Source organism: Massilia niabensis (assembly GCF_042655085.1).
Taxonomy (GTDB): domain Bacteria; phylum Pseudomonadota; class Gammaproteobacteria; order Burkholderiales; family Burkholderiaceae_D; genus Telluria; species Telluria niabensis.
This window is the reverse complement of sequence record NZ_JBHSMU010000015.1, coordinates 1,355,791-1,378,317: the sequence shown is the minus strand read 5'-3', so window position 1 is coordinate 1,378,317 and position 22,527 is coordinate 1,355,791. Positions and strand designations below refer to the sequence as shown.

At 65.7% G+C, this 22,527-nt stretch carries 18 protein-coding genes and 6 tRNA genes; 11 read left to right on the top strand and 13 right to left on the bottom strand.

Annotated features, from left to right (window positions below):
• Positions 1-3: 3 nt before the first annotated feature.
• The 9 genes from ACFPN5_RS20615 (at position 4) to ACFPN5_RS20575 (ending at position 6,386) form a co-directional block, all read left to right on the top strand.
• Complete coding sequence (locus ACFPN5_RS20615; RefSeq protein WP_379785666.1) at positions 4-456, top strand: energy transducer TonB; 453 nt, start codon at positions 4-6, stop codon at positions 454-456.
• On the top strand, positions 387-770 hold the full coding sequence (locus ACFPN5_RS20610) for an SEL1-like repeat protein (protein WP_379785757.1): 384 nt from the start codon (positions 387-389) through the stop codon (positions 768-770). The genes ACFPN5_RS20615 and ACFPN5_RS20610 overlap by 70 nt, the downstream gene beginning before the upstream one ends.
• Positions 771-815: 45 nt before the next feature.
• On the top strand, positions 816-1,025 hold the full coding sequence (locus ACFPN5_RS20605) for a hypothetical protein (RefSeq protein WP_379785665.1): 210 nt from the start codon (positions 816-818) through the stop codon (positions 1,023-1,025).
• A gap of 1 nt (position 1,026) precedes the next feature.
• Entirely contained in the window at positions 1,027-2,187 is a 1,161-nt protein-coding gene (locus tag ACFPN5_RS20600) for a methyltransferase (protein ID WP_379785664.1), read from the top strand.
• A gap of 89 nt (positions 2,188-2,276) precedes the next feature.
• Positions 2,277-2,353 (top strand) — tRNA-Met (locus ACFPN5_RS20595).
• 68 nt (positions 2,354-2,421) lie between these two features.
• Positions 2,422-2,655 (top strand): hypothetical protein, encoded by a 234-nt coding sequence (locus tag ACFPN5_RS20590; RefSeq protein ID WP_379785663.1) that lies wholly within the window; start codon positions 2,422-2,424, stop codon positions 2,653-2,655.
• 46 nt (positions 2,656-2,701) lie between these two features.
• Positions 2,702-4,108 carry an ATP-dependent RNA helicase DbpA gene (dbpA, locus tag ACFPN5_RS20585; RefSeq protein ID WP_379785662.1) on the top strand — a complete coding sequence of 469 codons (1,407 nt, stop codon included), beginning with the start codon at positions 2,702-2,704 and terminating at the stop codon, positions 4,106-4,108.
• Positions 4,109-4,226: 118 nt separating this feature from the next.
• Entirely contained in the window at positions 4,227-5,858 is a 1,632-nt protein-coding gene (locus ACFPN5_RS20580) for a serine/threonine-protein kinase (protein ID WP_379785661.1), read from the top strand.
• A 9-nt stretch (positions 5,859-5,867) separates the two neighbouring features.
• Positions 5,868-6,386 carry a TssQ family T6SS-associated lipoprotein gene (locus ACFPN5_RS20575; RefSeq protein ID WP_379785660.1) on the top strand — a complete coding sequence of 173 codons (519 nt, stop codon included), beginning with the start codon at positions 5,868-5,870 and terminating at the stop codon, positions 6,384-6,386.
• Between the two features lie 50 nt (positions 6,387-6,436).
• Here the strand turns inward: ACFPN5_RS20575 and ACFPN5_RS20570 are convergent, their stop codons facing one another.
• The 11 genes from ACFPN5_RS20570 to ACFPN5_RS20520 form a co-directional block, all read right to left on the bottom strand.
• Positions 6,437-8,032, bottom strand: a complete 1,596-nt coding sequence (locus ACFPN5_RS20570; protein WP_379785659.1) for an amidase — start codon at positions 8,030-8,032, stop codon at positions 6,437-6,439.
• Positions 8,033-8,164: 132 nt separating this feature from the next.
• Positions 8,165-8,740, bottom strand: a complete 576-nt coding sequence (locus ACFPN5_RS20565; protein WP_379785658.1) for an elongation factor P — start codon at positions 8,738-8,740, stop codon at positions 8,165-8,167.
• A 68-nt stretch (positions 8,741-8,808) separates the two neighbouring features.
• Positions 8,809-9,945, bottom strand: a complete 1,137-nt coding sequence (gene earP / locus ACFPN5_RS20560; protein WP_379785657.1) for an elongation factor P maturation arginine rhamnosyltransferase EarP — start codon at positions 9,943-9,945, stop codon at positions 8,809-8,811.
• Positions 9,946-10,033: 88 nt separating this feature from the next.
• Positions 10,034-10,109 (bottom strand) — tRNA-Glu (locus tag ACFPN5_RS20555).
• Positions 10,110-10,164: 55 nt separating this feature from the next.
• Positions 10,165-10,240 (bottom strand) — tRNA-Glu (locus ACFPN5_RS20550).
• A 44-nt stretch (positions 10,241-10,284) separates the two neighbouring features.
• Positions 10,285-10,360, bottom strand: a tRNA-Ala gene (locus tag ACFPN5_RS20545).
• Positions 10,361-10,448: 88 nt separating this feature from the next.
• Positions 10,449-10,524, bottom strand: a tRNA-Glu gene (locus ACFPN5_RS20540).
• A gap of 30 nt (positions 10,525-10,554) precedes the next feature.
• Positions 10,555-10,630 (bottom strand) — tRNA-Ala (locus ACFPN5_RS20535).
• A gap of 65 nt (positions 10,631-10,695) precedes the next feature.
• Positions 10,696-12,099, bottom strand: a complete 1,404-nt coding sequence (gene gltX / locus ACFPN5_RS20530) for a glutamate--tRNA ligase (protein ID WP_379785656.1) — start codon at positions 12,097-12,099, stop codon at positions 10,696-10,698.
• 103 nt (positions 12,100-12,202) lie between these two features.
• Positions 12,203-13,597, bottom strand: coding sequence for an aminotransferase class I/II-fold pyridoxal phosphate-dependent enzyme (locus tag ACFPN5_RS20525; RefSeq protein ID WP_379785655.1), 1,395 nt, complete (start codon positions 13,595-13,597; stop codon positions 12,203-12,205).
• 55 nt (positions 13,598-13,652) lie between these two features.
• Entirely contained in the window at positions 13,653-16,223 is a 2,571-nt protein-coding gene (locus tag ACFPN5_RS20520; protein ID WP_379785654.1) for a bifunctional diguanylate cyclase/phosphodiesterase, read from the bottom strand.
• 336 nt (positions 16,224-16,559) lie between these two features.
• Here ACFPN5_RS20520 and paeA point away from each other — a divergent pair, with 336 nt between their 5' ends.
• Positions 16,560-17,900: a polyamine export protein PaeA gene (gene paeA / locus ACFPN5_RS20515; protein ID WP_379785653.1), complete on the top strand. Its 1,341-nt coding sequence runs from the start codon at positions 16,560-16,562 to the stop codon at positions 17,898-17,900.
• Between the two features lie 108 nt (positions 17,901-18,008).
• Here the strand turns inward: paeA and ACFPN5_RS20510 are convergent, their stop codons facing one another.
• Both ACFPN5_RS20510 and apbC read right to left on the bottom strand, forming a co-directional pair.
• Positions 18,009-19,031, bottom strand: a complete 1,023-nt coding sequence (locus ACFPN5_RS20510; protein WP_379785652.1) for an RNA methyltransferase — start codon at positions 19,029-19,031, stop codon at positions 18,009-18,011.
• 2 nt (positions 19,032-19,033) lie between these two features.
• Positions 19,034-20,122, bottom strand: coding sequence for an iron-sulfur cluster carrier protein ApbC (gene apbC, locus ACFPN5_RS20505; protein WP_379785651.1), 1,089 nt, complete (start codon positions 20,120-20,122; stop codon positions 19,034-19,036).
• 165 nt (positions 20,123-20,287) lie between these two features.
• Here apbC and metG point away from each other — a divergent pair, with 165 nt between their 5' ends.
• A complete protein-coding gene (metG, locus tag ACFPN5_RS20500) occupies positions 20,288-22,429 on the top strand; it encodes a methionine--tRNA ligase (RefSeq protein WP_379785650.1) in 2,142 nt (713 codons plus the stop codon).
• Positions 22,430-22,527 lie beyond the last annotated feature (98 nt).

The following is a 22,527-nucleotide window of genomic DNA, read 5'->3' as shown; positions in this document are numbered from 1 at the left end:
ATAATGTGGGCCCATCCCAGAGGATTCCCCATGCGTTGCTTGCCTTCGAGATTGTTGCCAATCCTGCTATTTACGGCCGCTTGCGCGGCCTGTTCCTCGTCGCCCACACGAGGGGTGCTGAACGAGACCGCAGATGCCCTTCCGGAAAACGTGCCGGCAGCCGCATTTTCAACCTGCAAGAAGCCAACCTGGCCTCCTTCGGCACTCATGCGCAAGGAGCAAGGTGTTACCTTGCTTGCGCTCCTCGTTGGCGCCGACGGCAAGCTGCGCCGGGCCGATGTCATCGGCTCCAGCGGCAGCGCCGAGCTCGATTCTGCTGCGAAAGCGATGATGTCGTCTTGCCGGTTCGTGCCGGCTATCGTGCGGGGGGACCGGTCGAACGATGGGTGCAAACCGTGTACGTGTGGTCGATCGAGGATGACGGCAGCCGTCCGTCCGCCCTCGTCCGGCAGTTGAGCGACCGGGCCGCACTGGGCCAGGCGGACGCACAATATGCACTGTACATCGTCCTCGGCGAAGACGAAGAGTACGCTGCCGGCGACAAGGCCGCCGCGCTCGAAGGCCTGCTGCGGCATTCGGCGCAAGGCGGCTACTGTCCCGCCAAGTTCTCCTTGGGTGAGCGCTACGCGCAAGGAAAGAAAACCGTGCGCGATGAGGGGCAGGCCCGCGACTGGTTCAGGCAGGCGGCACTCTGCGGCCATCCGGTAGCGCACCAGGCGCTCGAGGAAATGGAAGCAGGCAACCAGGCCGTGGCGACCGGAAAATACTAGTCGTCGTTGTACAATGCCGGCTTCGTTTATCCACACCCATACAACATGAAACCCGCCCGCACCCTCACCTTCAAATGCGCCAAATGCGCCAAACCCGTCACGGTCTACCTGCAAAAGGTCTCGGCCTGCTCGCACATCCAGCCTTACCAGGGCATCTGCGGCTGCGGCGAGGTCAAGCGCCATGCGACGGGCAATCCGGACGCGGTGAAATCCTTCCTGGAAGCGGGCGACGGCAACTGGCACCACCACCATTGATATGACGCGCATCGAGTGGATTGAGGGCGGCGAATTTGGCACAGTATCGCGCTCGGCGCTGTGGCGTTCCGAGAGCGGCTGGCCGGCCCCGAAAAAAGTCGTGATCGCGGACGACACGATGGCCGCCGATACGGCCTATCGCCTCGCGCTGGACGGCACCGCCCTGCTCTGGCGCGGCGACTTCCAGAACGCACGCCAGCTAGTGCAGGCGCTCGCGCGCCGCATCGACCATAAAGGTTCGCGCGCAAAACGGGTCAAGCCGGCCAAGGCGGCCAAGGCAGCGCCCACGCTGACGGAGAGTTTCCACCGCCACCGCCTGGCGCAGCTGCAGCGCGCGCGCACGCTTGCCATGCTCCTGATCCCCTTCGATGCCGACTACACAATTCCGCTGCGCCGCGCGCCCGACGTGCGCCAGGCCTGCAATGAAGCCTACGGGGCCGCCACCGAACCCTTCGTCGTTTCGCTGCGCGAGCTGCTGGGCCTGATCGGCGCGCACGAATGGCGCACCAGGGGCGTGCCCATCCCGGCGCTGGACGCCCGCATCCACCCCTGGTACGGCGTGTTTTCGCCGGTGCGCGGTGAATACGTCGAGCTGGTGGCGCAAGCCCCGCTGCCGCAGAAAACCGGCGTGGCCTTCGACATCGGCGCCGGTACCGGTGTGCTGTCGGCCGTGCTGGCGCGGCGCGGCTTCAAGCGCATCGTGGCCACCGACATGGACGAGCGCGCTTTGGGCTGCGCCCGCGAGAACATCGAGCGCCTGGGCGTGGGGTCGCAGGTCGACATCGTCAAGGCCGACCTGTTCCCCGAAGGCCAGGCCGACGTCGTCGTCTGCAACCCGCCCTGGCTGCCGGGCAAACCGAGTTCCGCCATCGAATACGCGATCTACGATCCGGACAGCCGGATGCTGCGCGGTTTCCTGGCCGGGCTCAGGACGCACCTGGCCCCGGGCGGCGAAGGCTGGCTGATCCTGTCCGATCTCGCCGAGCACCTCGGCCTGCGCTCGCGCGAGCAGCTATTGAAATGGATCGAGGCCGCGGGCCTGGCCGTCGCCGGCCGCCAGGACGTGCGCCCGACCCATTCGAAGGCGATGGACCAGGACGATCCGCTGCACGCCGCCCGCTCGCAGGAAGTGACCTCGCTGTGGCGCTTGCGGGCCGCGTAGCGAAGGCACTGCGCAAGCTCCGTAGTGCGGGAAACTGACTGATTTGCTCCTGCATTTGCATCCTGGCGCGCGAAGCAGTACAATAGCGCTGCGGGGTGGAGCAGTCTGGCAGCTCGTCGGGCTCATAACCCGAAGGTCACAGGTTCAAATCCTGTCCCCGCAACCAAACACTTAGCTTTAAATGAGCCCGACTCTTGTAGTTGGGCTTTTGTTTTCTGGGCCCAGCGACGCCGGATGAGAGACAAGAAAGACAACGCCACGATCGACCTGCCGGGTTTTGAACCCGCCGCCCCGCTCGAAGCCGGCGCTGGCGAGATCCCGCGCACCACAACGCGTCCCCGTCGCCCATCCCTGAAGCAGGAACAGATTTCCCTGCTCGAAGAAACCGACACCAGCGGCCTGCCAGTCTGGCGCCGCGACGATAACCTTGATCTGACCGGCCTGCCGGTCTGGGCGCCGGACTCCTGAGTACTTGCCAAGTACTTTAGTCCGGCCTGACCGGCTGGAGGGCCACATGACCACACCATTTTCCACGCTGCCGCTGGCACCGCAATTCCTGGCCAACCTGGACGCGCTCGGCTATCACTCGATGACGACGATCCAGGCCGAAAGCCTGCCCGCCGTCCTCGAAGGCCGCGACCTGATCGCCCAGGCCAAGACCGGCAGCGGCAAGACCGCCGCCTTCGGCATCGGCATCCTGAACAAACTCAATCCGGCCTGGTTCGCGGTCCAGGGCCTGGTGCTGTGCCCGACGCGCGAACTGGCCGACCAGGTAGCGGGTGAGTTGCGGCGCCTGGCGCGCGGTGTCGGCAACGTGAAGATCCTGACCCTGACCGGTGGCGTCGCCATGCGTCCGCAGATCGCCTCGCTCGAGCACGGCGCCCACATCGTGGTCGGCACCCCGGGCCGCATCCGCGACCATTTGGGCCGCGCCACGCTCGACCTGACCAAGGTGCAGACCCTGGTGCTGGACGAAGCCGACCGCATGACCGACATGGGTTTCTATGATGAGATCGCCGGCATCGTCAGCGCCTGCCCGCAGCGCCGCCAGACCCTGCTGTTCTCGGCCACCTACCCGGACGACATTCGCCACGCCACCGCCGGCTTCCTGCAGGAACCGATGGAAATCGCCGTCGAGAGCCAGCACGACGCCAGCAAGATCGAGCAGCGCTTTTACGAAGTCGGTTTCGACAACCGCGACGACGCCGTGGCGCGCCTGCTGCGCCACTACCGCCCCGTCTCCACGCTGGCCTTCTGCAACACGAAAGCGCACTGCCGCGAACTGGCCGATACACTGCGCGACCAGGGCTTCTCGGCCCTCGCCCTGTACGGCGAACTTGAACAGCGCGAACGCGACGAGATCCTGATCCTGTTCGCCAACCGCAGCTGCTCGGTGCTGGTGGCAACCGACGTCGCCGCACGCGGACTGGACATCGCCAACCTGGAAGCCGTCATCAACGTCGACGTGTCGAAGGATGCCGAAGTCCACGTGCACCGCATCGGCCGCACCGGCCGCGGCGAGGAAACCGGCCTTGCCCTGTCGCTGTGCGCGCCGAACGAAAAGAAATGGGTGCGCCTGATCGAGGAGTACCAGGACACCGAGGTCTCCTGGTACAAGGTCGACGACCTGGGCGACAGCGTGCTGCCGGCCGAACCCGCGCCGATGGTCACGCTCATCATTGCCGGCGGCAAGAAGGACAAGCTGCGCCCGGGCGACGTGCTGGGCGCGCTGACCGGCGACGCGGGCCTCTCGAAGGAACAGGTCGGCAAGATCAACGTGACCGAATTCCAGACCTATGTCGCGCTCGCACGCGAGGTTGCCGACGACGCGTTCCGGAAACTCAACGCCGGCAACCGACTGGGCCCGGACTTCGGCAACTTCAAGGGTCGCAGCTTCAAAATGCGCTTCCTGGAAGTCTAACGGGCGCAGGAGCCACGGATCGGCCGGAAAAACCGGCGATTCCGTGCGCACGTTTGCTTTCGCAGCGACACGCTCCCTGTAAATCTGGCATATTTGCTAAAAATAAATGTTTAGCAAAATGACCAGCCAAAATACAACCATCTATACCCCGTTCGCGGACGGCCGCACGGTCCGCGATATCGTCGAGCACACCCCGGCACTGGTGAACGAAGCCTGGTGCCGCGACCTGCTGCGCCATACCCTCGATTCGCTCGAGCGCCAGTACGCGACCGGCTCGCCGCATCGCCCGATCTCGCCGGACACGATCGTCATGCTCGCCAATAACGAGCCGCTGCTGCTGCCCGCCGCCGAAGAAGTCGGCCCCGCGAGCGGACAGACCCTGGCTGCCGACCTGCATGCGCTGGCATTGGTCGTCCATTACGCGATCACCGCTGAACTGCCTCCAGACGGACCGCTCGGCCCGCGCCTGTACGACAACTACAGCACCGCGCTCACCAATGGCCTCGACCGCTGCCTGGGACCGAACGGGCGCCTGCGCCCGAAAACGGCTGCCGACATGCGCGCCCTGCTGGGCATCGATGCCCCAAGCAGTAGCGAGGCCATCCATGCTTCGAGCGTGGCGCCGGCGTCTGCAGCGGTCGCACCGGCCCCGGGACCGGCGGCCGAATTGCCAGCCGAATCGGTCGCCCCGCTGGACGAATCCACCTCTGCGCCGCCGCGGTTCGTGACGGCGCCTGCCGCGCAAGAGCTTGCGCCCGCGCCCGACTACGGCCAGCCGGTGCCGGTCCCGCCGACGCCGGAAGTGCGTCCAGCCGAGGCCGAGCCTGCGCTGCCGGTTGCCGCCGCGCCGGTTCGCCCCGATACGGCGCCAACCGACGCGCCGCGGCTGCATACGCCATCGGCGACCGCCCCCCTGCCGGAGGCCAGGACGGCACAGGCATCGGTTCCCGAGAAGCGTGCGGAGGTGCCGCCGGCCGGCAGCGACACGCTGCTGCGCACCCCGGCCGCGGCCGCGACCGATACCGCTGCAGCCCCCGGCCCCACCGGCCACGCCAGCCCGGCCAAGGCGCCCACCGCCCTGGAAGCGGCGACCGCGGCGCGGCTCCATGAGGAAGCGTCCCGGGGCCGCACCACGGCCGCCCCGCAGTCGCGCGCAAGCACTAGCCCCGGCGCCGGCAGCGTCCAGCGCTGGGGCTGGATCGCGGGCGCCGCCATCGTGTTGCTCGCGGCCGGCAGCGCGCTCGTGTCCTTCCTGCAGCAAGACGACGCGCGCGACATGGTGAACCTGTCGCTCCCTCCGGCCGAACGCGCCGCCAACGGGCTCGAACCGGGCGAAACGGTGGTCGCGCCGCGCGCCGAAGTGGCGAACCCCGAGGCCGGCGAACTGGCCCCGGTCGCGGGCGCAGATCCGGCCGCCGTCGCCGCACCAGGGGCGGAATCAGGCGTGCCTACGCCTGGCGCCAACCCCGGCGGCCTGCCGCCGGCGGCCAGCACGGTGCCCGGCAAGCCGAGCGACGCCGTCGTCAACGGCACCACCTACAAGCTGGTCATCAAGCCCTGGGGCACGATCTACGTGGACGGCATCGACCGTGGCGTCAGCCCGCCGGTCAAGCGGCTGACGCTGGGCAAAGGCCTGCACACGATCCAGATCGTCAATCCGAATTTCCCGGATCACATCCTTACCGTCGACTCCGGCTCACAGGAATCGACCACGATCCAACATGATTTCACGGCCAAGGCCGCCGAGTAAGGAGTTGCCATGACCCGCATCCTCGATCCACGCTGGCTGGGCGCGCTGCTTGCCGCAGGCGTCCTTGCCGGTTGCGCCCAACTCGAGCCCCTGTTCGAGACCAAGCAGCAGCGCGACCACAAGAATGCCGTCAGGCGCGAGGCCGAGCGCGAACACAGCCGTGCCGTGCGGCGCGACAGCGCGCGCAGCGAATCCCGCAGTGAAGCGCGCACCGAATCCCGCGCCGAAGCGCAGGCCGATCGCGACGCGGTGGCGCTGCGCGAAGGCATCCGCCTGTACAACGAGGGCGACTTCAATGGCGCAATCCGACGCCTGGGCTCGAACGATATCCGCAGCGGCGCGCCGCTGCGCACGCGGCTCATGGCGCTGAAATACACGGCGTTCAGCTATTGCGTGACCTCGCGCCCGAAGCAATGCGAGGAGGCCTTCGAGCGGGCCCTCAAGCTCGATCCGAATTTCACGCTGGAGTCGGGGGAACAGGGCCATCCGCTGTGGGGGCCGGCGTTCGAGCGGGCCAAGCGGGGGTAAGGCGCAAGCGATTGTAAAAAAAACGGCCCGGTTTCCCGGGCTGTTCCGCTTTACGCCTTGATGTTCACCGAGGCCGGATAGACCGGCGCGCGGCGGCGTTTCGTCGCCTGCTCGTACGCGTAGGCCATGCCGATCAGCGTCGCTTCACTCCAGGCGCCGCCGACGAAGGACAGCCCGACCGGCAGGCCGCGCGTGAAGCCGGCCGGCACCGTGATGTGCGGGTAGCCCGCCACCGCGGCCGGCGACGAAAAACTCATATCGTAGTGGTCGCCGTTGATGTAGTCGGTCAGCCAGGCGACGCCGCCGGTCGGCGCCACCAGCGCGTCGAGCTTGTGCTCGCGCATGACCTTGTCGATGCCCTCTTCGCGCGCGTAGCGCAGGTTGTTGGCCAGCGCTTCGCGGTAGGCCTTGGCATCCAGCCCCGGCTTCTTCTCGGCGGCGATCAGGTGTTCCTGGCCGAAGTACGGCATTTCGCGGTCGGCATGCTTGATGTTGAAGGCAATCACGTCGGCCATGTTCCTGACAGGCGCGTGCGGCGCGTACTGGGCAAAATAAGCTGCCAGATCAGGTTTAAATTCGTACAGCAGGACTTCGAGCTCGGTGTCGTTGTATTTGTCGGTATTCGGCACCTTGACCTCGACCAGGATCGCGCCCTGCGCCTTGAGCACGGCCAGTTCCTGTTCGACGATGGCGTCGATCGCCGTGCTACCCCCGAAGAAGTTGCGCGCCACGCCGATGCGCTTGCCACGCAGCCCGTCAGTGCGCAATGCGGCTGCGTAGTCGGCGGTCTTGCCCTGGCTTTCCCTGGTCACCGCGTCCATCGCATCGACGCCGGTCATCGCGGCCAGCATCAGGGCGGCATCGGCGACGCTGCGCGTCATCGGGCCGGCGGTGTCCTGCGAGTGCGCGATCGGGATGATGCCGCTGCGGCTGAGCAGGCCGAGGGTCGGTTTCAGGCCGACAATGCCGCAGCTCGACGAGGGCGAGACGATCGAGCCGTCGGTCTCGGTGCCGACCGCCAGCGTGGCCAGGCTGGCCGCGATCGCCGCGCCCGAACCGGAACTCGAGCCGCTCGTGTTGCGGTCGAGGGCATGGGGATTTTTAGTTTGCCCGCCGCGACCGCTCCAGCCGCTGACCGAATGGGTCGAGCGCATGTTCGCCCATTCGGACAGGTTGGTCTTGCCGAGGATGACGGCGCCGGCCGCGCGCAGGCGCTCGACGATGAAGGCGTCACGGGTGGCGCGCACGCCGGCCAGGGCCAGGGAACCGGCGCTCGTGCTCATCCGGTCGCCGGTGGCGATGTTGTCCTTCAGCAGGACGGGAATGCCGTGCAGGGGGCCGCGCAGCTTGCCGGCGGCGCGTTCGCGGTCGCGTTCCGACGCAATGCTCAGGGCGTCGGGATTGAGCTCGATGACGGAATTGAGGCGCGGACCGGCCTTGTCGACGGCAGCGATGCGGGCCAGGTAGCGCTTGACCAGCTGTTGCGAGCTCAGCTTGCCTGCCGCCATCGCGGCGCCCTGCTCGCGCACGCCGGCGTCGAGCAGGTCGTCAACGGCAAGCGCTGCTTTCGGTGCCGCCGCCGCGGTCGTTGCACTTGCCACGGCGCCTGCCGCCACGCCCAGTCGAACGAAATCCCTGCGGTCCATGCGTCTCCCCTTCTTTTATATGAAAGCAATAGGATAGCAGTGCTTGCCGTCCGGCACGGACGAAAAAAAACGCTGCCGGATGAGGGCAGCGTTTTTTCGCAGAACGAACCAGACGGTTCGATCAGTTGCGACTTAGTTACGTACCACGCGCTTGTATTCGTTGGTGCGGGTGTCGATCTCGATCGTGTCATCCTGGCTCACGAACAGCGGCACCATGACGACGTGCTGGTGGGCTTCGATGGCGTTCTCGATCTTGGCTTCCTTCAGGACGTTGCCCGAAGTGTTGCCCTTGACTGCAGGCTCCGAGTAGATGACCTTGCGCGCGATCGTGGTCGGCAGTTCGACCGAGATGGCCTTGCCGTCATAGAACACGGCTTCGCATTCCATGCTGTCTTTCAGGTAGTGCAGCGCGTCGCCCAGGTTCTCTTCTTCGATTTCGAACTGGTTGTACTCTTCGTCCATGAAGACGTACAGCGGATCGGCGAAGTACGAGTAGGTCACCGGCTTCTTGTCCAGCACGACGACGTCGAACTTGTCGTCGCCACGGAACACGTTTTCCAGCGGAGCGTTGGTCAGAAGATTCTTCATCTTCCACTTGTAGGTGAAGCCCGTGCGGCTCGAGCCGTTGACGTCAGAACGCAGCACGATAAAAGGCTTCTCATCAACCATGATGATGTTGCCGACACGGATCTCTTTTGCGGGTTTCATAGGAGTCTGAGTAATCAAAAAAAGGGGTTGCAGTAACCGGGCATGATATCACGTAACGATTGCCGTGCCTATCGCAGTGAAGCCGCAAAGGTGAGCAGGTTCGAGGCCAGGTCGCCGTTTTTCAACATTTCACCTTGCCATTCGGCAGATCGGGCTTCGATGCGGGCCGCATCGTGCCGCAAGGCGGACCACAAGGCCGGCCAGTCGCCCTCCCCCACAGCCCCGTTCCAGTGCAGGGAAAACGTGCTCAGGCTGTCGATGCCTACGGCGTAGCGGCCAAGGAAGGCGCGCAGCTTCTTGTGATGCAGGTTGTCGTCTTGCGGATAGATGTCCCAGACGAAGGGCTTGCCGGCCCACTGGGCGCGCACCCAGGAATCCTCGCCGCGCACGAAATTCAGGTCGCAGGCCCACAGCAGGCGGTCGTAATCCGGCTGCGGCACGAAGGGCAGCACGCGCACCGTGAGCGCACCCCGGGTTGCCACCGCGCCCGCGCTGCCCGGCTGACCGAGGAAAGCTTCGACGGCCGCGCGGGCGACGCCTTCCGGCACCAGGCAGGTCATCGGCGCCAAGCCCGCGCGCCAGGCATCGAACAGCGCGGCCACCGGCGCATGCGGGTAGCAGAACAGCGATACCTTCAGCGCGTCGATCTCGGATTCCGGCAAGCCAAGGCCGCGCAGGAAGCTGCGCGCCGCGGCGGGATCGCACTGGAAGTCCTGGCGCTCGCGCTCCAGCTCCCCTTCGCGCAGCAGGCCGCCGGTCTGCGGCGTGAAGCCCGGGAAGAAGAAATGCTTGGTCAGCTTCAGGCGCGGATGCATCGAGGGCAGCTTGTGGCAGCCTTCGACCCACTCTTCGGCCGTCAAGCCTTCGAGGTTGAGCCATACCGGCCGCGGTTCGCAGCCTGCCATCGCTTCGATATAAGCGGGCGGGATGTCGCAGGCAAAAAACTCGATGACGATATCGGCCACGTCCCCGGGTGCAAAGCTGCCATCCTGGCCGCGCCAGTGGCGGACAAGCACGCCCTGCACGGTTTGTTCGTCCGCCTCCACATCCACTTCCGGGCAGATGCGGCGAAAACTTGCGAGGTCGTCGACCCACAGCGTGACGGCCACGCCGTGCTCGCGCTGCAACTGGCGCGCCAGGCGCCAGCAGATGCCGATGTCGCCGTAGTTGTCGACAACCTTGCAGAAGATGGCGAGGGTGAGCATGGGGTAATAATCCTGTAGGCGGAAAACTAAGCAGACAACAAAAAGAAAAAGCCGCTTCTCAGCGGCTTTTTCTTTTTACTGCCATATTTGGCGTCCCCACGGGGATTCGAACCCCGGTACTCACCGTGAAAGGGTGATGTCCTAGGCCTCTAGACGATGGGGACCTAAAACTGTGTGCACTGCTATATTACTAAATGCGTACTGCTGATGCCGAATTTTTGGCGTCCCCACGGGGATTCGAACCCCGGTACTCACCGTGAAAGGGTGATGTCCTAGGCCTCTAGACGATGGGGACCCTGGACTGCGATTTAAAACTCAACTGCGTGCCTTACTTCTACGTGGTGGAGGTAAGCGGGATCGAACCGCTGACCTCTTGCATGCCATGCAAGCGCTCTCCCAGCTGAGCTATACCCCCCACGGGGAAAACAACACTATAACATACTGCTTTTACTTCTACTACCGCTGCCGCTGGCGCAGCTTCCGGCAAACTTCTGCCAAAACCTTGGCGTCCCCACGGGGATTCGAACCCCGGTACTCACCGTGAAAGGGTGATGTCCTAGGCCTCTAGACGATGGGGACCCTGGAACTACCGTTACTCCCTTCAGAAAGTGGTGGAGGTAAGCGGGATCGAACCGCTGACCTCTTGCATGCCATGCAAGCGCTCTCCCAGCTGAGCTATACCCCCGTACTGCTGAAGTGCGAGCATTATAGCGGGGGTTCTTGCATTACGCAAATACCGATTTAACGGAATTACACACCCTTGGCCACGCGAGCCAGGACGGCCTCGCGCCCGAACAATTCCAGCACCGCATCGATGGCCGGCGTCTGCAGCTGGCCGGTGACGAGCAGGCGCAGCGGCATGGCGATCTGCGGCATCTTCAGGCCATGGGCCGCCAGCACTTCCTTGAGCATGGCGGCCAGCGCGGCCTTGTTCCACTCGACCGTCTGGCAACGCTCGGCAAAAGCGCTGAGCGCCGGGCGTACGGCGTCGGTCAGGTGCTGGGCCAGCAGGTCCGCACCAGGCGCCGGCTGGCGGTAGAACAGCATCGCGGCGTCAGCCAGTTCGTTGATCGTGTTGACGCGGTCCTTCACCAGCGCCAGCACGGCCGGCAGGGCCGGTGCATTGTCGAACTGGGCGCCCTGCCCCTCCATCTTCGGACGGACAAGCGTCGCCAGGCGCTCGTTGTCGGCCGCCTTGATGTAATGGTTGTTCAGCCAGGCCAGCTTTTCGGGATTGAACTGGGCGGCGGACGCGGTCAGGTGCTCGAGGTTGAACCACTTGGTGAACTGCTGCATCGAGAAGATCTCGTCGTCGCCATGGCTCCAGCCGAGGCGCGCCAGGTAATTAAGCATCGCTTCCGGCAGGTAGCCCTGCTCCGGGTATTCCATCACGCTGACCGCGCCGTGGCGCTTGGAAAGCTTCTGGCCGTCGGCGCCCAGGATCATCGGCAGGTGGCCGTACTCCGGCAGCTCGGCGCCGAGCGCGCGCAGGATGTTGATCTGGCGCGGCGTGTTGTTCACGTGGTCGTCGCCGCGCAGCACGTGGGTGATCTGCATGTCCCAGTCGTCGACCGAGACGCAGAAGTTATAGGTCGGGGTGCCGTCCGGGCGCGCGATGATCAGGTCGTCGAGCTCCTTGTTGGCGATCGTGATCGGGCCCTTGACGACGTCGTTCCAGGTCACTTCGCCATCCAGCGGATTTTTAAAACGCACGACCGGCTTGACGCCTGCCGGTACCTCCGGCAGAACCTTGCCCGGCTCCGGACGCCAGGTGCCGTCGTAGCGCGGCTTCTCGCCGTTGGCCCGCATGCGCTCGCGCATCGCTTCGACTTCTTCCGGCGAGCAGTAGCACAGGTAGGCCGTGCCGGCGTCCAGCATGCCCTTGATCACCTCGCGGTAACGGTCCATGCGCTGCATCTGGTAGAACGGGCCTTCGTCATGCGACAGGCCGAGCCACTGCATGCCGTCCAGGATCGCCTGCACCGCTTCCGGCGTCGAGCGTTCCAGGTCCGTGTCTTCGATGCGCAGGATGAAGGTGCCGCCGAAATGGCGGGCATAGGCCCAGGAATACAGCGCGGTGCGGGCGCCGCCGAGGTGGAGGTAGCCGGTCGGGCTGGGGGCGAAGCGGGTGCGGACGGGGGGGCGGACGGTCATGGTGAAAGCCGAAATGATAAAGCGGCTATTTTACCCCGATGCGCCGGGCCCGGGCGCGGCTCGTGGCGCCCCTCCACTGCCCTCGCCGCTCAGGCCGTCCGCGTCAGCGGCGGCGGCGCTGGGGCGTCGACGGCGGGTAGGCCGGCTCGACGCCGAGCGCGGCGCCGGCGCCGGCAACGGCCGCGCCGATGGCGCGCGCGCCCTGGCGCAACTGGGCGGGGCGGTGCTCAGCCATCACCTGCAGGCGCAGGCGCGCCGCGCCAGGCAGCACGCCGGACGCCAAGCCGCCAGCCTCGGCCAGGTCGACGAACACCCCCTCGCGCGCCAGCGAGCGCCCGGCCAGGCGCGCCACCTGCTCGTTGCCGATCCACAGCGGCACGACCGGCGCGGGCGCCCCGAGACAGCGCATCCCGGTCTCGGCCAGGTGTGCGCGCAGGCTCAGGGCATTGCGCAGCAGCTCCGCGCGCAACGCATCGCCCTCGGGGCTCCTGGCAATGCGCAGGGCTTCGAGCACGCAGGCCGCCTGCACCGGGGACAAGGCACTGGACGATTGATAAGGCCCCGCGAACAGCTGCAGCTGGCGCTTGAGCGCACGCGAATTGCCGGCCACGAAGCCGCCGTTCGCGGCGAAGGTTTTCGAGAACGCGCCAGTCACGATGTCGGCCTTGCCCAGCATCGCCTGCTCGCCGAGCGAACCGGTGCCGCCCGGGCCCGTGGCGCCCAGGTCGTGCGCCACGTCGACCAGGAAGGTGGCGCCGTACTCGCGGCACAGGTGCTGCATCAGGGGCAGGTCCGGCACGTCGGCGTCGAGGCCGAACAGGCCTTCGGTCACGACGAGGATGCCGTTATCAAGATCGCGCGCGCGGATGGCCGCCAGGATTTCGCGCACATGACCCGTGTCCAGGTGCCGGTGCGGCACGACGTTGCGGGTGGCTGCGGCGGCGCCCTGGCGCAGCGCCACACCCGCCTGGGCGTCGATGACGACATAATCGCGGCCATGCACCAGCGCCGTGATCGCGCCGAAAGCCGCGCTCCAGCCGGTCGGGAACAGGGTGACGTGCTCGAGCAGCAGCAAGGCGCCGAGCGCCGCTTCCAGCGCCAGCGACAGGCGGCTGTTGCCGAGCAGGCCGGCGGCGCCGGCGCTGTGCGGCCCGGCGTCCAGAAGGGCACCGGTGGCTGCCTCGCGCACCGCCGGGTGCGCCGCCAGCGACAGGTAGTCGTTTGACGCGAAATTCACGCCGCGCCTGGCCGTGCTGAACGCCGCGCCCTCCTCGCGCACGCAGGCCCCGGGCCCCGGGGCGCCGTCGAGCGCGCGCGCGTGCTGCCACATACCGTACGTGGCGCGCAGGGCGCACCAGTCGTCGAGGGGTTTGATGCGGCGCATCAGGTCCGGGCCGCGCGGCTGCGCGAACCCGGCAACGCTGCCGCGCAACGCCCCGCAGGCCAGCAGCGCCGCGATGTCGTCGGCGCCCTCGAAGACGGTCGTTTCCTCGTTCACGGTGGTCTCCTCGATCGAAGGTAAAGGACAGGGAAGAAGAAAGGCGGAAGGGTGGTTAGGCCAGGGCCGGGGCCGGCGACGGCGCCGATCCCGCGGCCCCGGCCGCCTGCCGCGCCAGCAGCGCGCCCACGCTTTCGGCCGGCAGCGGGCGGTGGAACAGGTAGCCCTGCGCCTCGTTGCAGCGCATGAAGTCGAGGTCGGCCAGTTGCTCGGTCGTCTCGACGCATTCGGCGATCACTTTCAGCTCGAGCCGGTGCGCCATCGCCACGATCGTCTCGGCGATCGCATACGGCCGGGTGCGCAGGCTGGAGCCGAGGCGGCGCACGAACAGGCCATCCATTTTGAGGATGTCGACCGGCAGCTCGGACAGGTAGTTCAGGCTCGAGTAGCCCGTGCCGAAGTCGTCGATCGACACCAGCACGCCGGCCGCGCGCAGTTCGCCGAGCACCTTGCGGTTCGCGTCCAGGTCTTCGATCAGGACGCCCTCGGTGATCTCGAGGTCGAGGCAGCCCCACGGCAGGCCGGTAGCGCCCACGATCTCCATCACCCGCGCCGCCATGCCCGGCGCACGCAGCTGGCGCGCCGACAGGTTCACCGCCGTCTTCACGGCGGGCAGGCCGGCGTCGCGCCAGGCCCGGTTCTGGGCGCAGGCCGTGCGCAGCACCCAGTCGCCGATCGGCACGATCATGCCGCTTTCCTCGGCCAGCGGGATGAAGCGGCCCGGATCGATGCGCCCGTACACCGGATGCTGCCAGCGCAGCAGCGCCTCGACGCCGACGATGCGGCGCGTGGCCAGGTCGACCTGCGGCTGGTATTCCAGGAACAGCTGGCCGCGCGTGAGGGCGTCGCGCAGGCCGTTCTTCAGGGCCAGGCGCTCGCTTTTCGGCTCGCTGGCGGCGCTCGAATAGACCTGCACGCTGTTCTCGCCCCAGGTGCGCGCGCCGCGCATGGCGATGTCGGCGCGCTTGAGCAGCGCGTCGAGGTCGCAGTCCTCGGCCGGATACAGCGCGATGCCGACCGACAGCGTGACGAAGCACTCGCGTTCGACCACCGTCAGGGGCAGGCCAAAGCGGTCGAGGATCTTTTCCGCCACCTGGCGCGCATCGCCCTCGGCGCCGAGGTCTTCCAGCAAGGCCACGAACTCGTCGCCGCTCCAGCGCGCCACCGTGTCGCAGTCGCGCAGGCAGTCGCGCATGATGGTGCCGGCCTGCACCAGCAGGGCGTCGCCGGCCTCGTAGCCGAGGGCATCGTTCACTTCCTTGAAGCCGTTGATATTCAGGAGCAGCAGCGCGACCAGGCGCCGGTTGCGGTCGGCGCGATCCATCGCATGGCGCAGGCGGTCGCGCAGCAGGCGCCGGTTGAGCAGGCCGGTGAGCTGGTCGCAATGCACGCTGTCGAGCATGCGCCCGATGCTCGCGCCCAGGTCCTGTTCGTCGGGAGCCCCAGGCGCACTGTCGCGCAGCGCAAGTGCACCCAGGGCCACACCCAGCGGCTCGTCCCCCTGCCCATGGCATACCACGCGATTGCGCCCGCTCGACTTGGCCAGGTACAGCGCCTCGTCGGCGCGCCCGACGGTCAGGCCGATCGCTTCGCCCATGCGGTATTCGGCCACGCCGATCGACACCGTCAGCGCGATCTCGCTGCCCGCCTCCAGGCAGCGCAGCTTCTCGATGGCGTCGCGCACCCGTTCGGTCAGCACCAGGGCGTCGGCCGCGGGCGTCTCGGGCAGCATCAGCAGGAATTCCTCGCCGCCGTAACGGCCGAAACAGTCGCTGCCGCGCACCTGCGCCTGCACGGTGCGGGCGACGGCGCGCAGCACGGCGTCGCCGGCGCTGTGGCCGTAGGTGTCGTTGACGCGCTTGAAGAAGTCGATGTCGAGCAGGCACAGGCAGAAAGCGCGTCTGTTGCGGTTGCTGCGCTCCTGCTCCCGTTCGATCAGTCCCATCAGGTAGCGGCGGTTGTGCACGCCGGTCAGCTCGTCGCGGATCGCCAGTTCGTTGATGGTGCCCAGCGCCTGCTCGAGCTTGACGAAACCCTGGGTCTTGGTCAGCTCGACCAGCAGGGCGAACACCAGCACCACGATAAACAGGCCGAGGTGGCAGGCAAGATACAGCAGCGGCATGTTCGAAACCGGATGGCCCGGGAGCGGGTAGCCTGCGCCCGGCAGTGCGTAGATGGCGATGGCGGCGGCGCAGCTGAGCGCCAGCCAGGACAGTGCGCTGGCCACGCCGCCGAGGAACATCGCCACTAGCGGCGCCGTGATCAGCCAGCTCGCGGTCGGCGCGCCGATGCCGCCGAGGTGGTAGCTCAGCCAGGTAAAGTTGAAGAACAGCGCGCACAGGAAGAGTTCGCGCGCGGCCCGCACGCTGCCGCTGGCGCGCAGCAGCAAGGGCGAGCCCAGCATGAAGAGGCAGCATAGCAGGATCTCGACCGCCGCCGCGCTGAAACCGAGCAGGTGGTAGGCCAGCGCATAGAACGGCCCGGCGGTGCCTGCCAGGAGCGCCGCGTTGACGACGTTTTCGGCACGCAGGCGGGCAGCCGTCGGCCCGTTGAGGCAGTCGGCGGGGATGAACCAATGGGTGGCGACAACATAACGGTCGCTCCATCGCGCGCAGGTGCTGTTCATGTATGTCCGGTCTGGCCGGCGGCGGCCTTGGCGAGTCAATCAAAACGCCAGTGTAGGAAGCAAGTTTCCTACAGACCTTATTTTTGCGCAGAAACAAAGCCGAAAATCATGCACCACGCTTGATGACGATGCAGGCAATCTGGCAGGCCCTCCTCCTGGCGCCAGCTCGGCCGCGCGTGGCCAGGCATGCCGGCCCTATGCTAAAGTGACATGATTCCCCCATATACGAGGGCGTCCGGCATGCTGCCGGTTCTGCCTGGGGGGCGACAGCGGAGCACGCAGCGTAGTAATTTTCCCGCTCAACCAGAGCGGCCCAACCAAGGTCTTTGGCATCCCATGAGTTTGTTCGAACATTTGGCCGTACTGTTGGCACTGGTGCTTGCGGCCGGCTTCTTGTCACTGACGGAAATCTCGCTGGCGGGCGCGCGGAAAATCAAGTTGAAACTGCTGGCGCAAGCGGGCGACGAGCGTGCCCAGAAGGTCATGGTCCTGCAGGCTCCCTCCGCCGAATTCTTTGCGGTGTCGCAGCTTGGCCTGAATGCGATCGCCATCCTCGGCGGCATCCTGGGGGAAGGCGCGATGCGTCCGTTTTTCCTTGACTGGCTGTCCGTGGTGTATAGCGGCCCGGGCCGCGAGAACGTGGCCTTCGTCCTGTCCTTCGTGTTCGTGACGACCCTGTTTGTCCTGTTTTCCGACCTGATGCCCAAACGCCTGGCGATGATCGCGCCGGAAACAACCGCGATGGCCGTGATTCGCCCGGTGCTGCTGATCATCCGCATCTTCAAGCCGTTTTCCTGGGCACTGAACCTGGTCGCCAACATGCTGTTCCGCCTTTTCGGCGTCAACATGACACGCGAAGACCGCATCACCTTCGACGAGATTTCGGCCGTCGTGGAAGCCGGCGCCCAGGCCGGCGTGTTGCAGAAACAGGAGCAGCATTTCATCGAGAACGTCTTCGAACTGGAGTCGCGCACGGTGACGTCGACCATGACGACCAGGGAAAACGTCGTGTTCTTCAACCTGAGCGAACCGGAAGACAGCATTCGCCAGAAGATCGCCCAGCACGCCCTGTCCAAGTTCCCCGTCTGCGACGGCGTGATCGACCGGGTGATCGGCTATGTCGACACCAGGGACCTGCTGGTGCGCCTGCTGAACAACCAGTCGCAGTTCCAGCTGAACGAATCGAGCATCCGCACCGTCCTGATGATTCCGGACACCTTGACGCTGTCCGAGCTGCTCGACCGCTTTCGCGCCACGAAGGAAACCTTTGCCATCATCATCAACGAATATGCGCTGGTGGTCGGGGTCATCACGCTGAGCGACATCATGGTGACGGTGATGGGAAGGTGGGGCAGCCCGCTCGAAGCGGACCAGCAAGCCCTGCAGCGCGACGACGGCTCCTGGCTGATCGATGGCAGCACCCCGGTGGCGGACATGAAGCGTGTGCTCGAGCTCGAATCCCTGCCCGAGGAAGAGCATTACGAGACGGCTGCGGGATTCATGATGTTCATGCTGCGCAAAGTGCCGAAGCCCACCGACAGTGTCGAGTACCAAGGCATGCGCTTCGAAGTACTCGATGTCGACCACTATCGTATCGACCAGCTGCTGGTCAAGCGCCTCGAGCGCGGAGCTGCGTCCCCGCCGCAAGACACGCCTGCCGTCGCCCAGCGCATGTAGCCGGGCCCGAGCGGATGGCGGCAACCAGCGGCCGATCGCCAACGTCCAGGATAGTTCAGTGCAGGAGCGTTGTTTCTCGTGCGCCAAGCTCGAAGTAATCCAGGCACCTCAAGGCAGCGCGGCGATCGGGATCGTTCGTCCGGCGCGCGCCCGCAACTGCCCGCACCCTCCCTCCACATCCTGCCCTGCCGAATCGCGCAGCTTGGTCAGCACGCCGCGCGCGTGCAGATGGGCGGCGATCGCACGCGCCCTCTCCCAGCCCGGACGACGGAAGGCCAGGCCGGGAATCGTGTTGTAGGGAATCATGTTGAGGATGGCGTACTTGCCGCGCAGCAGGGCGACAATACCGTCGAGCTCCTCCGGGCCGTCGTTCACGCCCTCGAGCAGGGTCCACTGGTACTGGATGGGATAGCCGGTGAGGCGCGCATAGCGCTCGCCGAATTCGACCAGTTCGGCGGGCGCCAGCCGCGGCGCGCGCGGCAACAGCTCGGCGCGCAGCGCCGGTTTGGTCGTGTGCAGGGACAGCGCCAGCGCCGGCTTGACGCGGCCAAGGGGCAGGCGCTCGAAGGCGCGCGGGTCGCCCACGGTGGAAAACACGAGGTTCTTGTGCGGGATGTTGGCCTCGACGCCCAGCAGCTCGATAGCTTCCAGCACATTGTCGAGGTTGTGGGCCGGCTCGCCCATGCCCATGAACACCACCTTCTTGACGGGACGCCGGACACGCGCCAGCACCACCTGGGCCACGATTTCTCCGCTGCTCACCTGCCGCAGCAGGCCATCCTTCCCGGTCATACAGAACTGGCAGCCGACCGCGCAGCCAACCTGGCTCGATACACAGACGCCGTCGCGCGGCAGCAGCACGGTTTCGACCGCCTGGCCGTCCTGCAGCCCGACCAGCAGGCGCGCCGAGCCGTCCTTGGCCGGGTGCTCGCTGATGACACTTGCCAGCGACGCCAGCTCCAGATCGAGCTGCGGCAATGCCTCGCGCACGGCTTTGGGAAGATAATCGGCGGGACGGCGCCGTCCGCGTTCGTGCGGCGCGCCCTGCACCCAGTCGCGCAGCACGCGCGCCTGGTGTTCCGGCAGCGCGCCCAGGCTGGCCAGGCGCTCGCGGATCGCGCCAACGCGCATGCTTAATCGTTCTTGACGACGATCGTAGGAAACTTGCTGGTCATGTCTTTCGCCTTTTCGGCGACCTTGACCGCCACCCTGCGCGCGATCTGCTTGTAGACAGCGGACACCGCGCCATCCGGATCGGCCACCACGGTCGGGCGGCCCGAATCGGCCTGCTCGCGGATCGCCATCGTCAGCGGCAGCGCGCCGAGGAAATCGACGCCGAAGTCCTTGCACATCTTCTCGCCGCCGCCCTGGCCGAAGATCGCTTCGGTATGGCCGCAGTTCGAGCAGATATGGGTGCTCATGTTTTCCACGACGCCAATGATCGGGATGCCGACCTTCTCGAACATCTTGAGGCCCTTGCGCGCGTCGAGCAGGGCGATGTCCTGTGGGGTGGTGACGATCACGGCGCCGGTGACCGGCACCTTTTGCGACAGCGTCAGCTGGATGTCGCCGGTGCCCGGCGGCATGTCGACGATCAGGTAATCGAGGTCGCGCCAGTTGGTCTGGTCCAGCAGTTGCTGCAAGGCTTGCGTGACCATCGGGCCGCGCCAGACCATCGGCTCGTCCGGATCGATCATGAAGCCGATCGACGAGACCTGCACGCCGTGGTTTTCCAGCGGCTCCATGGTCTTGCCGTCCAGGCTTTCCGGGCGCGCGTTAATGCCGAGCATGGTCGGCTGCGACGGACCGTAGATGTCAGCGTCGAGGATGCCGACGCTGGCGCCTTCGGCCGCCAGTGCCAGGGCCAGGTTCACAGCCGTGGTCGACTTGCCGACGCCGCCCTTGCCCGAAGCCACGGCAATGATGTTCTTCACGTTCGGCATCACCTTCAGGCCGCGCTGCACGGCGTGCGACAGGATCTTGACCTGCACCGCCACGCTGACGTTGCCCACGCCGGGAATCGTTTTCACGCCATTGACCACGAGCGCGCGCAGCGAAGCGATCTGGCTCTTTGCCGGGTAGCCCAGCTCCAGGTCGAGGGCAACGTCGCCGCCGTCCACCTGGATGTTCTTGACCGATTTGGAGGACACGAAGTCCTTGCCCGTATTAGGATCGATGACCTTTGACAGTGCCGCCTTGACGTCGTCCGCAGTGATGCTCATGTGTTTCTCCGAATGTGATGGGCGCAGTGTAGCAAAAATCGGCCATTGTCCCTTGCTTGAATGGCAAAACGCGGCAATACCCCTGCGCGGAGAACCTGTCCCAGTGTTCTTGGGGCCATCCGCTGTTAAAATGCCTTTTTTCCTTCCACTAATAGCGCTTCGACCATGACCCGCAAGCTGTTCGTCACTACCGCACTGCCCTACGCCAACGCCGCCTTCCACATCGGTCACATGATGGAGTACATCCAGGCCGATATCTGGGTCCGCTTCCAGCGAATGCAGCGCGATGGTGACGCTCAACGGCAAGTGCATTTCGTCTGCGCCGACGACACCCACGGCACGCCGATCATGATCGCCGCCGAGAAGGAAGGCATCACCCCGCAGGAATTCGTGGCGAAGATCGCCGCCGGCCGCGCCCAGTACCTCGATGGCTTCCACATCGCCTTCGATAACTGGTATTCGACCGATTCGCCGGAAAACGTCGAGCTGTCGCAGGGCATCTACCGTAAACTCCGCGACGCCGGCCTGATCGTCACGAAAACCGTCGACCGCTTCTTCGACCCGGTCAAGGGCATGTTCCTGGCCGACCGCAACATCAAGGGCGAGTGCCCGAAATGCGGCGCGAAAGACCAGTACGGCGACAACTGCGAAGTCTGCGGCGCGGCTTACCAGCCAACCGAACTGGTGAACCCGTTCTCGGTATTCACCGGCTCGACCCCGGTGCTGAAACCGTCGGAACAATATTTCTTCAAGCTGTCCGACCCGCGCTGCTTCCACTTCCTCAAGGAGTGGCTGAACACCCCGGGCCGCCTGCAGTCCGAAATGGTCAACAAGGTCTCCGAGTGGCTGGGCGAGTCCGGCGAAAAGCTGGCCGACTGGGACATTTCGCGCGATGCGCCCTATTTCGGCATTCCGATTCCTGATGCGCCGGGCAAGTTCTTCTATGTGTGGCTGGACGCGCCGGTCGGCTACCTGGCCTCGCTCAAGAATTATTTCGACAAGCAGGGCCTCGACTTCGAGACCTTCCTGAACGATCCGAACGCCGAGCAGGTCCACTTCATCGGCAAGGACATCGTCTCCTTCCACCTGCTGTTCTGGCCGGCGATGCTGAACTTCTCGGGTCACCCGATCATTGACAAGCTGAAGGTGGCGGTGCACGGCCACCTGACTGTCAACAACGAAAAGATGTCGAAGTCGCGCGGCACCGGCATCTCGCCGCTGCGCTACCTGGAACTGGGCATGAACCCGGAATGGCTGCGCTATTACCTGGCGTTCAAGCTGAACTCGAAGGTCGAAGACCTCGACTTCAACGGCGAAGACTTCGTTGCCCGCGTGAATAGCGACCTGATCGGCAAGTACGTCAACATCGCCAGCCGCTGCGCCGGTTTTATTGCCAAGAAGTTCGACGGCAAGCTGGCCTCGAAGCTGTCGGATAACGCCAAATCCTGGATTGCGAAAGCGCTCACCAATGAAGGCGCCGAGCGCCAGGCCAGCATTGCAGCCGCTTTTGAGGCCCGCGAATACGGCCGCGCGCTGCGCGAGATCATGGAGATCGCCGACGTCACCAACCAGTTCGTCGACGAGAACAAGCCGTGGATCCTGGCCAAGGATGCGGAGAAAGCCGCCGAGCTGCACGACGTCTGCACCACGGCCCTGATCCTGTTCCGCCAGCTGACGATCATGCTGTCGCCGGTGCTGCCGCAAGTGGCCGCGCGCGTCTCCGAATTCTTGGGCGACGCACCACTTACCTGGGCTGATACCGAAGGCGATGCCGTCTACAGCACGATGCTGGGCCGTACCATCGGCGCCTACAACCACCTGATGCAGCGCGTTGACGCGAAGATGGTCGAGAACCTGTTCGACAAGCCGGCTGCTGTTGCACCGGCCGCAGTTGTGTCCGATGCCTCGCTGGCCGTTGCCGCCCTGGCCCCGGAGGACGATGCCGGCGATATCGAAGCCTTGGCTCCGGAGATCTCGATCGACGATTTCACCAGGATCGACCTGCGCGTCGCAAAAATCGTCAACTGCGAACACGTGGAAGGCTCCAGCAAGCTGCTGCGCCTGACGCTGGACGTGGGCGAAGGCCGCCACCGCAATGTATTCTCGGGCATCAAGTCCGCGCACCAGCCGGAAGACCTGATCGGCAAGCTGACCGTGATGGTGGCTAACCTGGCGCCGCGCAAGATGAAGTTCGGCATCTCGGAAGGCATGGTGCTGTGTGCTTCCGCGGCGGATGAAAAGACCAACCCGGGCCTGTACCTGCTCGACCCGATGCCGGGCGCCACTCCGGGCATGCGCATCCGCTAAGGCCTTGCCGCTCTTGCCAGCCTCGGGGAAACCGTGTTCCCCTGAGGCAATCCTCGGCGTTATAATGCCGTTTTCGAAGAAACATGCGCCTGACGCCC

Excerpts from the sequence above, each read along its gene's own strand:
- ACFPN5_RS20575 (WP_379785660.1), top strand. The coding sequence starts at position 5,868 with ATGACCCGCATCCTCGATCCACGCTGGCTGGGCGCGCTGCTTGCCGCA.
- ACFPN5_RS20615 (WP_379785666.1), top strand. The coding sequence starts at position 4 with ATGTGGGCCCATCCCAGAGGATTCCCCATGCGTTGCTTGCCTTCGAGA.
- metG (WP_379785650.1), top strand. The coding sequence starts at position 20,288 with ATGACCCGCAAGCTGTTCGTCACTACCGCACTGCCCTACGCCAACGCC.
- ACFPN5_RS20600 (WP_379785664.1), top strand. The coding sequence starts at position 1,027 with ATGACGCGCATCGAGTGGATTGAGGGCGGCGAATTTGGCACAGTATCG.
- ACFPN5_RS20570 (WP_379785659.1), bottom strand. The coding sequence starts at position 8,032 with ATGGACCGCAGGGATTTCGTTCGACTGGGCGTGGCGGCAGGCGCCGTG.
- ACFPN5_RS20520 (WP_379785654.1), bottom strand. The coding sequence starts at position 16,223 with ATGAACAGCACCTGCGCGCGATGGAGCGACCGTTATGTTGTCGCCACC.
- gltX (WP_379785656.1), bottom strand. The coding sequence starts at position 12,099 with ATGACCGTCCGCCCCCCCGTCCGCACCCGCTTCGCCCCCAGCCCGACC.
- apbC (WP_379785651.1), bottom strand. The coding sequence starts at position 20,122 with ATGAGCATCACTGCGGACGACGTCAAGGCGGCACTGTCAAAGGTCATC.
- paeA (WP_379785653.1), top strand. The coding sequence starts at position 16,560 with ATGAGTTTGTTCGAACATTTGGCCGTACTGTTGGCACTGGTGCTTGCG.
- ACFPN5_RS20510 (WP_379785652.1), bottom strand. The coding sequence starts at position 19,031 with ATGCGCGTTGGCGCGATCCGCGAGCGCCTGGCCAGCCTGGGCGCGCTG.
- ACFPN5_RS20605 (WP_379785665.1), top strand. The coding sequence starts at position 816 with ATGAAACCCGCCCGCACCCTCACCTTCAAATGCGCCAAATGCGCCAAA.
- ACFPN5_RS20580 (WP_379785661.1), top strand. The coding sequence starts at position 4,227 with ATGACCAGCCAAAATACAACCATCTATACCCCGTTCGCGGACGGCCGC.
- ACFPN5_RS20590 (WP_379785663.1), top strand. The coding sequence starts at position 2,422 with ATGAGAGACAAGAAAGACAACGCCACGATCGACCTGCCGGGTTTTGAA.
- earP (WP_379785657.1), bottom strand. The coding sequence starts at position 9,945 with ATGCTCACCCTCGCCATCTTCTGCAAGGTTGTCGACAACTACGGCGAC.
- ACFPN5_RS20565 (WP_379785658.1), bottom strand. The coding sequence starts at position 8,740 with ATGAAACCCGCAAAAGAGATCCGTGTCGGCAACATCATCATGGTTGAT.
- dbpA (WP_379785662.1), top strand. The coding sequence starts at position 2,702 with ATGACCACACCATTTTCCACGCTGCCGCTGGCACCGCAATTCCTGGCC.